This is a genomic window from Kribbella sp. NPDC048837 (assembly GCF_055586945.1).
Genome location: NZ_JBVJHF010000001.1, coordinates 1,113,980 through 1,126,273 on the forward strand (window position 1 = coordinate 1,113,980; position 12,294 = coordinate 1,126,273).

Sequence of the window (12,294 nt, forward strand, 5' to 3'; positions counted from 1 at the left end):
TTAGCTGGTGGATCAGCATGTCGCGCACGGCCGCCGGGAACGGAAGAAGGCCGAGCTCAGGACCCGGATCTCCGAGGTCGCCACCGCGCTCTTCCTCGAGCGCGGGTTCGACGACGTGTCGGTGTCGGAGGTGGCCGAGGCCGCCGACGTGGCCCGGCCGACCGTGTTCGCGCACTTCGCCCGCAAGGAGGACCTGCTCTTCGACCGCTACCCGGAGGCGCAGGCCCTGATCGTTGCCGCGATCAACGACCGCCCTGCTGGCACCTCCGCGGTCGCCGCCCTGGCGGACCTCCTGACCGGGCTCGCCGACCAAGGCCACCCGCTGTCGGCGATGCGCGCCGAGTTCACCCGTTTCTGGGAGGTCGTGGGCGAGTCCCGCGCCCTCCAGTCCCGGGCCCGCGAGCTCCTCGACCACCTCGAACAGGCGATCGCCACCGCGATGGATCGCACCGAGGTTCCCGACGCACAGCTCACCGCGGCGCTCACGGTCGCCGCCTACCGCACCGTCCATCTGGAGTCGGTACGGCGCATCCTGGCGGGCGACGACGCCGACGAGGTGGCCACCGATCACCGCCGGCGGATCGGCAGCGCACTCGCCCGGGTGGACTACGTCAGGTAGCGGGCGATCATCCGGGCGCAGTCGATCGACTCGGCGTGGGCGCTATCGACCTCGACGTCGTACGTGACGCCCTCGTGGACGATCAGGGCCTGCTTCTCGGCCATGCCGACGGCCCGGTCACCCCGGGCGAGCTCGCGGCCGGCCACGACCTCCGGCGCGCAACGCACGCCGACCCACAGTGTCTCGATGTCACCGATCACGTCCCGCCAACGCTGCTGCGACGCGCCGCCACCGAGGAAGACGTCGTCGATGATCACCCGGCCGCCGGCCCGGCACATCGCGATGATCCCGGTCATCCAGGCCGCCTCCAGCTCCCGGAAGGCCGGCCCGACCGACACCTCGCCGTCCGGCCCGATCTCGATCCCGGCCGCCGATCCCTCCATCGCGGCCGGCATCGCGTCGACGAAGTCATCCACCCCGAACGCCAGCCACGGCTCCGCCAGCACCGCCTGCAGACACCGCACGATCCCGGTCTTCCCGGAGCTGGACCCACCGTTGATGATGATCAATCGAGCCGTCACGCCCGCAAGGCTAGTGGCTCGTCCGTGGTCGCCTCGACGGGTTTGTTCCGGCGGCGCGCGAGCCCGAGGAACGGCAGGGCCAGCATCTGGACGACGGCCGTCAGCACGTAGGCCGGGCCGTAGCCCCACAGGTCGGCGGAACGGCCGAGGGTGGGCTGGATGACGACGCCGCCGGCAGAGGCGAGCAGGTTGTCCGACGACAGCACCGTTGCTCGCTGGGCGGAAGGGATGTGGCTGTTCAGGTACGCCTGCCGGACCGGGGTCACGGCGGCGAACATCGTGCCCCACACCATCAACAGACCGAGCGCGAGCCAGAACGACGTCACCAGGCCGATCAGCGCGATCACCACACCGGCCCCGGCGATGGCCACGACCAGGATCATGATCCGGTCCCGGAAGACACGGGCCACGTACGACGCCGAGGCGCCACCCGCGATCTGGGCACCGGCGACGATCCCCGCGGACAGACCGGCGATCGCATACGAGTCGGCGTGACCGTAGAGCTCGAGCAGATACGGCTGCGCGGCGTAGAAGCCGTACACGGTGGCCCCGGCCGTGAACGGACCGGCGATCATCAACCAGCGAACCTGCGGGTTGAGCAGCCCGTGCCGCAGCGAGGCCCGCAGGATCCCGCCCATCTCGGACCGGACCGAGACCCGCGGCTTCGGCGTGAAGCCGATGTCCCGCATCGCCCGCCACGCGACCGCGAAGGTGACCGCGAGCAGGACCGCGCGAGCGACGTACGGAACGCCGAGGTTGCTCACCTGCGCCAGCAGGCCGCCGCCGATCGAGCCGGCCATCATCGCGATCCCGTTCGCCACCTGCCCCTTCGCGAACGCGTCGTCGAGCGAGCCCCGGTAACCGGTCGCGTGCAGCCCGTCCACCAGCCAGGCCTCGGTCGCACCGCTGAAGAACGTGAATCCGAGGCCGAGCAGCATTGACACCACCGCCCACAGCACGAACGACGCGTGCGTCTGCCACAGCACGAGGTAGAGCAGCGTCGACCCGAACAACGTCGCCGTCCCCAGCAGGTACGACGTACGCCGTCCGACCGTGTCCGCGACGACGCCGGTCGGCACCTCGAACAGGACCATGCCCACGGTGAAGAACGCGTTCGCGGCGAACGCCTGCCCGATGCTCAGACCCGCGTCCAGCAGGAACAGCGTGTTGATGCCCCAGATCATCGACGACGCACCCGTCGACACCACGACCAGCGTGATGTAGGTCCGCAGTACCCGCTCCGGTGTCATCGGAGCACCTCCTCCGTAGTCACCCGGTACGTCGGAGTCACCTACCCGCTCTCGACATCCCCCGCGCTGGATCCCGGGCGCTGTATCGTCCGGTGCCGTGACGGATCCCCAGCAGACCGGTACGACGCACGCCGGTCCGAGTGCCCACGACACGGTCAAACTCGCGATCGTGGTGGGCGCGCTCGGTGTGGTGTTCGGCGACATCGGGACCAGCCCGATCTACACGCTGCAGACGGTCTTCAACCCCGAGGACCCGCACCCGGTGCCGGTCAGCAGCAACAACGTCTTCGGCGTGGTCTCGCTGATCTTCTGGTCGGTGATGATCATCGTCACCATCACCTACGTACTGCTCGCGCTGCGCGCCGACGACCACGGCGAGGGCGGGATCATGGCCCTCATCACGCAGGTGCGCCGCTGGGGTGCGCAGCGTGGCCGGCGGTCCGCGGTCGTGCTGGCCGCGGTCGGGATCTTCGGCGCGTCGCTGTTCTTCGGCGACAGCATGATCACCCCGGCCATCTCGGTGCTGTCCGCGGTCGAGGGACTCAAGACCGTCGAGCCCTCGCTGGGCGAGTACGTCGTACCGATCACCGCGGTGATCATCGTGGTCCTGTTCATGGTCCAGCGCCGGGGCACCGAGGCGGTCGGCCGGGTCTTCGGGCCGGTCATGATCGCCTGGTTCGTGGTCATCGGCGTCTGCGGTATCACCGGCATCGTCCAGCACCCGGGCATCCTCAAGGCGCTGCCGCCGACGTACGCGATCGGCTTCCTGGCCGGCCACTTCCACATCGCGTTCTTCGCGCTGGCCGCGATCGTCCTGTCGGTCACCGGCGCCGAGGCCCTGTACGCCGACATGGGCCACTTCGGCCGTCGCGCGATCACCCGCGGGTGGCTGGGCCTCGTGCTGCCGGCTTGCACACTCAGCTACTTCGGCCAGGGTGCGCTGATCCTCAAGGACGAGGCGAACATCAGCAGCCCGTTCTTCCTGCTGGTGCCGGACTGGGGCCGGCTGCCGCTGGTCCTGCTCGCGACCGCGGCGACCGTGATCGCTTCCCAGGCAGTGATCACCGGGGCGTACTCGGTCGCCTCCCAGGCCGCGCAGCTCGGCTATCTCCCCCGGCTCCGGATCGCGCACACCTCGGCGACCACGATCGGCCAGATCTACGTGCCGTGGATCAACTGGCTGCTGCTCGTCTCGGTGCTGACGCTGATCTTCGCCTTCCGCAGCTCGGCCGCGCTCGCCTACGCGTTCGGCATGGCGGTCACCGGGACGATCACGATCATGACGCTGCTGTTCTTCTACGTCGCCCACTACCGGTGGAACATCCCGAAGTGGCTGATCGTCGCCGGCGCCACGCCGCTGCTCGCGGTGGACCTGCTGTTCCTCGGCGCCAACCTGACCAAGCTCGCGCACGGTGCCTGGCTGCCGTTGCTGATCGCCATCACCGCGTTCACGATCATGACCACCTGGCAGCGCGGCCGGGCCGTCGTCACGGCCGAGCGCGAGCGGACCGAAGGCCCGCTGCAGGAGTTCATCGACCAGCTCCGCGCCGGTGACCTGACCGCGCGCACGGTGCCCGGTACGGCGATCTTCCTCAACCGCGGCAGCCAGACCGCTCCGCTGGCGCTGCGCGCGAACGTCCAGCACAACCAGGTCCGGCACGAGCACGTCGTGATCGTCTCGATCGAGACCGAGCCGGTGCCCCGGGTCGCCCCGGACCAGCGGGCCTTCGTCGACGACCTCGGGTACGGCGACGACGGGATCACCCACGTCACCGCGAAGTTCGGCTACATGGAGACTCCCGACGTCCCCGCTGCCCTGGCGACGCTGGACCCGGACGCCACCGAAGGTGCGCTCGACCTCGAGCACGCGTCGTACTTCCTGTCCAAGATCGAGCTCCGCCGCGGGAAGAGCGACACGATGGCGCGGTGGCGCAAGCAGTTGTTCCTGACCACGTCCCACATCACCGCCGACGCGGCCGAGTACTTCAACCTCCCCCGCGACCGCACCGTCATCATCGGATCCCATATCGAGGTGTAGGCCATGGACCAGACGTACGACGAGAGCCCGCCGGTGCCCGCGCTGGCCGGTCTCGTCCGGACGGTCTGGATCCAGCACACGGGATCGCGGCCCTACCCGCAGCGCGATCTGCCCACCGGCGGTGTCGAGCTGCACTGCCCGATCGGCGCCGTACCGCGGCTGATCGGGCCGTTGACCCGGGCCAAGGTGCAGGTTCTGCCGCCGGACACGACGATCGTCGGGGTGCGCTTCATGCCGGGAGCTGGTACGCCGTTGCTCGGCGTCCCGGCCGATGAGCTGGTCGACCTGACCGTGGAGCTCGACCAACTGTGGGGACCCGCGGCGCTCGCGCTCGCCGAGCTGATCGCCGAGGCGGCGACTCCGCACGATGCGCTCATCCGGCTCCAGCTGTCCCTGGCCGCGCGGAAGCTCGAGCCGGATCCTTTCGTGGCCGAGATGGTGCAGCAGTTGATGCCGTGGCGTCCGACCGAGATCTCGACGCTGGCCGACCACTTGGCGCTCTCGGAGAGCCAGCTGCGGCGCCGGTGCCTGACGGCGGTCGGTGTGGGTCCGAAGACGCTCCAACGCACGCTGCGTTTCCAGGGCTACCTCGCACTCGCCCAAGCAGGCTTCGGCGATGGCCTGGCCGACCTCGCGGCCCAGACCGGGTACGCCGACCATGCACATCTGAGCCGGGAATGCCTGCGGCTCACGGGATTGACGCCGCGAGATCTGCTCGGTGACAAGGCGGATCGCTGCGACTGCGGTCACGACCACTCGGCGTCGTACGGGCCCTTCCTCGCCGACGGTCGTCGACCGACGGTCTGATCCTGGATCTGTCGCCGCTCAACACCATCTCGGTCGGCTCGGACGACCTGGCGACCGTTGGGGCCGGCGCTCGGTTGGCGCAGGTCTACGACGAACTGCACCGGTACGGGCTGACCATCCCGGCCGGCTGCGGGCCGACCGTCGGGATCGCCGGGCTCACGCTCGGCGGCGGGCTCGGACTCCTCGGCCGCCGCTACGGGCTGACCTGCGACCGCCTCGTCGCCGCCACTGTCGTCCTCTCGGACGGCAACGTGGTGACGTGCGACGAGCAGCACGAGCCGGACCTGTTCTGGGCCTTGCGCGGGTCGGGCGGTGGGCAGTTCGGTGTGGTCAAGTCGTTGGTGTTCGCCGCCGTACCGTCACCGGCTGCCACCCGCTTCGTCCTCACCTGGCCGCGCGAGCACGCAGCCGCCGTGATCGCCGCCTGGCAGGACTGGGCTCCCGACGCTGCGGACGAGATCACCGCCAGCCTGTCCGTCACGCGGCACGAGGTGAGGGTGTTCGGCGCTGCCCTCGGGGCACACCTGCTGGACCACCTTCCCTTTCCACCGCCGGACGCCGACATCCGCGACGGCCTGAGTTGGCCGGAGCTCAAACGCAGCCTGGTCGGTCCCGAGGACGATCGCGTGCTCACCAGCAAGTCCGAGTTCTTCAGGAGCGCGCTCTCTGCCGACGCTGTCGACGATCTCCTCACCCAGGGCTGCGAGCTCGACTTCACCCCGATGGGCGGCGCCTACAACCGCGTCCCCGCCGACGCGACGGCCTTCGTGCACCGCACAGAGCGCTTCCTCCTGGAGCACCTCGGCACCGACCGCGAGCAGGTACGCCGCTCCTGGGCCATCGCACACCCCCACACCTCAGGGCGCGCGTACCCCAACTTCCCCGACCCCGACCTCACCGATCAGCCCGAGACGTACCACGGCCCCAACCACGCCCGCCTCGTCGCCGTCAAGCACCACTACGACCCCGACCGTTTCTTCCACTTCCCGGGAGCCATCCAATGATCGTGCTCTACGTGACGCACCTGCACGACCGCGTCGTGCGTTAGAGCCAGGGCGGCAGCGGCTCCGCCGGACTCCCGTCAGCACTGAGCACACCGTCGTACGAACGTCCGGCCAGGTACGCCGCGACCTCGGCCAACGGTCCCGTCACCTCGGGTACGTCGCCGCGCTTGGCGCGGATGTCCGCGGACAAGGCTTCGAGGAAGTCCGTCGGGAGGTCCGCGAAGGTCACGCCCGTCCCGAGATCGACCGCGTGGATCATCACCTCGCGGCTCCGCATCCACGGCGTATCGGTAGCGGGGATCTCCTTGCCCTGCGCCGAGCGCACCTGCGCCTGCCACTGCTCGTCCGACAACTCGGCCATCGCCTCCGCGAGCACCCGCGCCGACTCCTCGAACCACGCGAGCAACTCGTCGGCCGGCCGCAGCGCACCCGCGTCGATGTCCGCGCTCCGCTGCTCGGGCGACGCGTACATCGGACGTTCCTCGCCGGTCTTCGCCCAGTGGACGAGGTTGCCGATCGCCTCCGCGTTCAAGGACAGGTGAGCGGCGACGTGCTTCCGGCTCCAGCCGGGCAGCAGCGACGGCCCGTCCAGGTCCATCAGCGCCGTCCGGCACAGCACCGTACCCTCGGCAATCCATTCGTGGGTCCGCATCAGCCATGCACCATCCGGTTCTCGGGCCGACCGATGTTCGAGCCGATCATGGTCGAAACGTAGCGGACCAGGCCGATCGAGTCGAAGAGCGCGCCGACTCCGCCACGCTCCGTCAGGCGACGAGCACTTGATCCGGTGATCGATCACGCCGTACGGCGCGGGTTCTTGCAGCGGTGCGGGGATGTGGTGAAACTGAGCCGATGAAGGAGGGGACCCACACATGGTGACGACGATCGGGGTTGTGGGACCGTCGGACCTGGTCACCTCCAGCAGCCGGATCATCGGGGCACTGCGCGGGGTCGAGGTCGTCCCGCTGCGGTACCGGCGCGAGACCGACACACCGAAGGTGATGGCCGAGGCACCGCCGAGCGTGGACGCCTGGCTGTTCACCGGTGTGGTTCCCTACCAGCTGGCCGCCGCGAACGATCTGCTCGACCGGCCCGCGGCTCACGTCGAGTACACCGGTGCCACACTCATGCGGGCGCTCGTCCAGCTGCTCCGCGAAGGCCGCGACGTCACCTCGATGAGCATCGACGTCCTGGACGAGGCTCAGGTCCGCGAGACCTTCGAAGAGGTCGGCCTGCCGATGCGCGGGATCCGGGTGCTGCCGTACCGCCCCGGGCTGAGCTCGGACGACGTCATCGACTTCCACCGCGCGGCCGGCGCCGATGTCGCGATCACTTGTCTGCGGTCGGCGTACGAGAAGCTGCGGACCGGACAGACCACGCTGCGGCTGGCGCCGTCGGTGCATTCGGTGCGGGCGGCCGTGAACAGTCTGCTGCTCGTGCACGACGCTTTGCGCAGTGACGATGCGCAGATCGCGCTCGGCCTGGTCGAGATCGCCGAGGCCGGTGAGAGCGCGCTGCGGCGCGAGGCCGGCTCGCTCGGCGGCAGCGTCATCAGGTACGACGACAAGCGGTATCTGGTCGTGGCCACGCGCGGACCGCTCGAGCAGGCGACCGCCGCGTTCACCGAGCTCGGCATGCTGAACCGGCTCAAGGAGCAGTTCGGGCCGGTCCGGATCGGCTTCGGCATCGGCGGCTCCGGGACCGAGACGGAGGCCCTGGCCCGGCGGGCGCTCGGCCGCGCGAAGTCGGCCGGTCGGACCGCGGCCGTGGTCTCGCTGCGCAACGACATCGACCTCGTCCTGGTCGGTGGCGCGGCACCCCGGGCGCAACAGCGCTCGAAGCTCCAACTGCTCGCGCAGCGCGCCGGGCTGTCCAAGGCCACGCTGGAGCGGCTGCAGGAGCTCGTGCACGCCACGCCGGAGGACGGGCTGACGACCCGGTCCGTCGCCGATCACCTCGGCATCCAGCCTCGCACCGCCCGCCGGGTTCTGAACCGGCTGGAGCGCGCCGGCCTCGCCGACGCCACCGGCACCCAGCTCGGCAACGGCAGCGGCCGGCCGCTGGTCGTCTACCGCGTTCATCTCTGATCTTTTCCTCCGGTGTTGACGCACTAACGCACGTCCGGCTAATTTCAGCCATGACCGTAATTCAGTGCGTACTGTCCCGGGAGGCCTTGTGGACAAGCGATTCGCACGGGGATTGATCACTACTCTTGTCATCTGCGCAGGTCTGGTGAGCGTTTCGGCTCCCGCTCGCGCCACAATTCCGGACTTGACCGAAACCACCGTGACGACCGTGGGTCCGGCGTCCGCGGTCACCTCGACCAGCGTCGCCGAGCAGGTCGGCGACCGGATCTGGACCGTGACGTCGGGCGTCTCCCCCGTCCAGGTCGGCGCCTTCGACCCCGACACCCACACCGTCGACCGCAAACTCTCGCTGCCGACCGGCGCGGGTGCCTGGGCGATGGCCCACGTCGGCACCGACCTGTACGTCGGCCTCTACACCCCCGGCGACGTCTACCGGATCGACACCACCACCGGGACCGCCACCAAGGTCGCCCGCTTCGGCTCGTTCATCTGGTCGATCGCTGCCACGCCCGACGGCAAGATCGTGGCCGGCACCTACCCGGACGGCGCCGTCCACGAGTACGACCCGGCCACCGGCGCCACCAAGGAGTACGGCGCGGCCGTCGCCGGTGAGCAGTACGTCCGCAGCATCGCCGCCGACGCGACCACGATCTACGCCGGTGTCGGCACCAAGGCCCATCTGATCGCGATCGACCGCGCCACCGGCTCGCGTCGCGACGTCCTGCCCGCTGCCTATGCCAACCGCACCTTCGTCGCCACCATGACCTTGGACGGTACGACGCTCGCCGCCGGCCTGTCGCCCACCGGCACGATGCTGGTGTTCGACACGGCGGACCTGAGCAACCCGGTCGAGGTGCAGACCCCGGGCGGCGACCAGTACGTCACCGCGATCACCGTCAGCGGGGCCGACATCTATCTCGGCACCCGGCCGTCGGGCACGTTGTACCGGTACCGCGATGCCACGCTGAGCCGGCTCGGTTCGCCGTACGACGGCGCCTACTTCAACCGGATCTTCGTCGACGGCTCGACGATCCGGGCCGAGCTGACCAGCCAGGTCGTCGACTTCGACTCGTCGACGGGTGAGTTCACCGGCACCGATCTCGGTCAGGCGGGCCTGCCGCCGGCGCCCGAGCAGGCGATGGCGATCGCGGCCACCGCGACGTCCGTGCTCGTCAGTGGCAAGGCCGGCATCCAGGTCCACGACCTGGCCACCGGCACGAGCACCCGGACGTTCCTCCCGGGCGAGGCGAAGACGTTGACCCCGGTCGGCCGGGACGTCTACCTCGGCGTCTACACGCTGGCCCGGCTGTGGTCGATGAAGCCGGACGGCACCGGACTGGAGGAGCTCGGCCAGATCGGCAACGAACAGACCCGGCCGACCGACGACGCGTACGACGAGCGCTCGCAGACCTGGCTGATCTCGACCGAGCCCGACTACGGCAAGTACGACGGAACGCTGGTGGAGCAGCACCTCGACAGTGGAGTGCGGGAGGTGCATCGGGGCGTCGTACCGCAGCAGTCGGTCCGGTCCGTGACCACCGACAACGGGATTGCCTACCTCGGCGGCGCGACCCGGAACAGCCTGGGCACGAACCCGATCTTGCCGGAGGCAACCGTCGTCGCCTTCGACCTCCGCCGCAACCGCACACTGTGGCAGGTTGCGCCGCTGGCCGGAGCTCAGAGCTACTCCGATCTGATCTCGTACCGCGGGCGCCTGTATGCCACCACGGACGATGGTCGGCTCGCCGTCCTCGATCCCTGCACGGGCAAAGTGCTCGCGTCCGCCGTGATCGGGACCGGTCAGAGCCGGTTGGCGATCGCACGGGCGGGGTTGTTCGGGACCGACAGCCAGCGGGTCTTCCAGATCGTCCCCAGCCGCAGTGGTCTGGTTGTGAAGACGGTGGTCGACGGGTTGGGAGCGCAGATCTACAGCTACCCGCTCATCACGGCCTCGCACAACGGCGACGCCCTCTACACCATCAAGGGCCGCGACCTGGTCCGGATCGAAGGTCTCCGATGATGCCTGTCTCCCGCCGGGCCGTGCTCGCGGGCGCGGTGGCAACCACCGCCGCCACCGCTCTACCCACCGCTGTCGCTCACGCCGCGGACACCCCGATCGACGGAACCACTCTGCCGAGCTTCGGACCCGCCTGCATGACCGCGGCCGTGGTCGCGATGGCCGTGCACAACGGGCGCGCGTACGTGATCACCCGCGGCATCGTTCCGCCCAAGCTGGTCGAGATCGACCTCACCACCCGGCGCGTCACCCGGACCGTGGAGCTACCGGTCGGCGAGGGCGGCTGGGGGATCACCGTTGCCGCCGGCAAGATCTACGCCGGCCTCTACCCGGTCGCCGACGTCTACTGCTTCGACCCGGTCAGCGCGGACCTCACCCGGGTCGGCAGCCTCGCCGGAGCCGGCGGCTTCGTCTGGGACCTGACCACCTCAGCCGACGGTCAGGTCTTCGCCGTCAGCTACCCGAACGGCGCAGTCTGGCAGATCGACCCGGCTACCAACACGGCCACCCGGCTCGGCGCCCCCGTCACCGGAGCCCAGTACGGCCGGTACGTCGGTGCCGCGGGCAACATCGTCTACGCGGGCATCTACACACCGTCCCGACTGGTCGCCTACGACCGGAGCGTGCAGACCTTCCGCGATCTCACCCCCGAGGCCTCCCGTGGCCAGAACTTCGGGCCGTTCGCCGGCACCGCCGACCGGATCTACGCGGGCAGCAGTGGATCCCTGCTCAGCATGGCCCTGGACGGCACCGACGTCCGCAGCGTCCCGTTGCCCAGCGGTGAGTCGAGTATCGACGCGATCGCGGTCGCTGCGGACGGCACGGCGTACGTCACCACCCGGACGTCCGGGACGGTCTGGTCCTGCGGCCCGAACGACACGACGCTCACCGCGGTGGCGACACCGGCGCCGGCGGACGAGCACCGCCGTCTGGTCCTGCTCGATGCGACCACGTTGCTCGGCTCGACCGGATCCGGTGTGCTGTGGTGGCTCGACCTGACGACCGGATCGTTCGAGCTGCTCGATCTCGTCGACGCCGGCTTCGTCCCCGAGCCCGACAAGCCGCAGTCGATCGTCCTCGGGGATCCACACCTCTATGTCGGCGGGCACTGGGTAGTCACCGAACACGCCGGCGGTACCACCCGCCGGATCCGGGTCGCGGGCGAGGCGAAGACCCTCACCTGGTTGCGAGGTGAGCTGTACTCCGCGCTCTACCCGAGCACCGAGGTCGTCCGGGTGAACCCGCGCACCAAGGAGGTCCACAGCTTCGGCACGATCGGCCATGACCAGCTCCGGCCGTGGCAGGCGGCGTACGACGCGAAGTCGAAGCTGCTCGCGATCGCCTCGGCACCCGGTACGGGCAAGCTCACCGGCGCACTGACACTGCTCGACACCCGGTCCGGCGAGCTCGAGGTGTACTACGGCATCCTGCCGGACCAGAGCGTGATGACGGTCGCGATCGTGGACGGTATCGCCTACCTCGGCGGCGACGTGGTCGGCGGTGGCGGCATCACGCCGGCCCGGACCTCGGCCGCGATCGCCGCCTTCGACCTGTGCGGGCGAAAGCTGTTGTGGACGGCCGAGCCACTCGCCGGAGAGCGCTCCATCCAGAGTGTCGCGGTGCATGACGGCGTCCTGTACGGCGTACTCAAGCGGACCAGCGGCGGCTGGTTCACGTACGACCTCAGGACGAAGGCCGTGGTCCGCGGCACGAACAAGCTCTCCGGCTACGGACAGATCCACACTGACCGGACCGGGGTCTACTGTGAGACGAACTTCGGCGGGAACCTGTACCAGCTCGGGCCGGGGCTCACCGAGGCGAAGCTGCTGGTGAACAAGCTCGGCGACGGGTGGTACACGGTGCCCCAGCTGACGCCGGTGCGGGGCGCGCGACACAGCGTGTGGGGCCTGGCCGACCGCGACCTGGTCCACCTGCCGTTGCCGTAAGCAAC

10 protein-coding genes are annotated in these 12,294 nt (G+C 69.7%); 7 read left to right on the forward strand and 3 right to left on the reverse strand.

Annotated elements, in window-relative coordinates; genetic code table 11:
* Nucleotides 1–7 precede the first annotated feature (7 nt).
* On the forward strand, nucleotides 8–619 hold the full coding sequence (locus ACZ6O0_RS05140) for a TetR/AcrR family transcriptional regulator (RefSeq protein ID WP_465763532.1): 612 nt from the start codon (nucleotides 8–10) through the stop codon (nucleotides 617–619).
* Here the strand turns inward: ACZ6O0_RS05140 and cpt are convergent.
* Nucleotides 607–1,140 (reverse strand): chloramphenicol phosphotransferase CPT, encoded by a 534-nt coding sequence (cpt, locus tag ACZ6O0_RS05145; protein WP_465763533.1) that lies wholly within the window; start codon nucleotides 1,138–1,140, stop codon nucleotides 607–609. The genes ACZ6O0_RS05140 and cpt overlap by 13 nt on opposite strands.
* Nucleotides 1,137–2,390, reverse strand: coding sequence for an MFS transporter (locus ACZ6O0_RS05150; RefSeq protein ID WP_465763534.1), 1,254 nt, complete (start codon nucleotides 2,388–2,390; stop codon nucleotides 1,137–1,139). Before ACZ6O0_RS05150 ends, cpt begins: the two co-directional genes overlap by 4 nt.
* A 97-nt stretch (nucleotides 2,391–2,487) precedes the next feature.
* On the opposite strand from ACZ6O0_RS05150, the gene ACZ6O0_RS05155 reads away from it, so the two are divergent.
* The 3 genes from ACZ6O0_RS05155 to ACZ6O0_RS05165 are packed head-to-tail and all read left to right on the forward strand — an operon-like array spanning nucleotide 2,488 to nucleotide 6,239.
* Nucleotides 2,488–4,428, forward strand: coding sequence for a potassium transporter Kup (locus ACZ6O0_RS05155; RefSeq protein ID WP_465763535.1), 1,941 nt, complete (start codon nucleotides 2,488–2,490; stop codon nucleotides 4,426–4,428).
* A 3-nt stretch (nucleotides 4,429–4,431) separates the two neighbouring features.
* Entirely contained in the window at nucleotides 4,432–5,235 is an 804-nt protein-coding gene (locus tag ACZ6O0_RS05160) for a DUF6597 domain-containing transcriptional factor (RefSeq protein WP_465763536.1), read from the forward strand.
* A gap of 26 nt (nucleotides 5,236–5,261) precedes the next feature.
* Complete coding sequence (locus ACZ6O0_RS05165; RefSeq protein WP_465764063.1) at nucleotides 5,262–6,239, forward strand: FAD-binding oxidoreductase; 978 nt, start codon at nucleotides 5,262–5,264, stop codon at nucleotides 6,237–6,239.
* A 40-nt stretch (nucleotides 6,240–6,279) separates the two neighbouring features.
* Here ACZ6O0_RS05165 and ACZ6O0_RS05170 read toward each other — a convergent pair whose 3' ends face one another.
* Nucleotides 6,280–6,891, reverse strand: a complete 612-nt coding sequence (locus ACZ6O0_RS05170) for a maleylpyruvate isomerase family mycothiol-dependent enzyme (protein ID WP_465763537.1) — start codon at nucleotides 6,889–6,891, stop codon at nucleotides 6,280–6,282.
* Between the two features lie 220 nt (nucleotides 6,892–7,111).
* Between ACZ6O0_RS05170 and ACZ6O0_RS05175 the strand changes: the two genes are divergently transcribed.
* From ACZ6O0_RS05175 to ACZ6O0_RS05185, 3 genes are all read left to right on the forward strand, one after another.
* Entirely contained in the window at nucleotides 7,112–8,326 is a 1,215-nt protein-coding gene (locus ACZ6O0_RS05175; RefSeq protein ID WP_465763538.1) for a helix-turn-helix domain-containing protein, read from the forward strand.
* A gap of 184 nt (nucleotides 8,327–8,510) precedes the next feature.
* A complete protein-coding gene (locus tag ACZ6O0_RS05180; RefSeq protein WP_465763539.1) occupies nucleotides 8,511–10,346 on the forward strand; it encodes an NHL repeat-containing protein in 1,836 nt (611 codons plus the stop codon).
* The gene (locus ACZ6O0_RS05185) at nucleotides 10,343–12,289 is read left to right on the forward strand and encodes an NHL repeat-containing protein (protein ID WP_465763540.1); all 1,947 of its coding nucleotides are present in this window, start codon (nucleotides 10,343–10,345) and stop codon (nucleotides 12,287–12,289) included. Before ACZ6O0_RS05180 ends, ACZ6O0_RS05185 begins: the two co-directional genes overlap by 4 nt.
* The last annotated feature ends 5 nt before the right edge of the window (nucleotides 12,290–12,294 follow it).

Excerpts from the sequence above, each read along its gene's own strand:
- ACZ6O0_RS05150 (WP_465763534.1), bottom strand. The coding sequence starts at position 2,390 with ATGACACCGGAGCGGGTACTGCGGACCTACATCACGCTGGTCGTGGTG.
- ACZ6O0_RS05160 (WP_465763536.1), top strand. The coding sequence starts at position 4,432 with ATGGACCAGACGTACGACGAGAGCCCGCCGGTGCCCGCGCTGGCCGGT.
- ACZ6O0_RS05170 (WP_465763537.1), bottom strand. The coding sequence starts at position 6,891 with ATGCGGACCCACGAATGGATTGCCGAGGGTACGGTGCTGTGCCGGACG.
- ACZ6O0_RS05175 (WP_465763538.1), top strand. The coding sequence starts at position 7,112 with ATGGTGACGACGATCGGGGTTGTGGGACCGTCGGACCTGGTCACCTCC.
- ACZ6O0_RS05185 (WP_465763540.1), top strand. The coding sequence starts at position 10,343 with ATGATGCCTGTCTCCCGCCGGGCCGTGCTCGCGGGCGCGGTGGCAACC.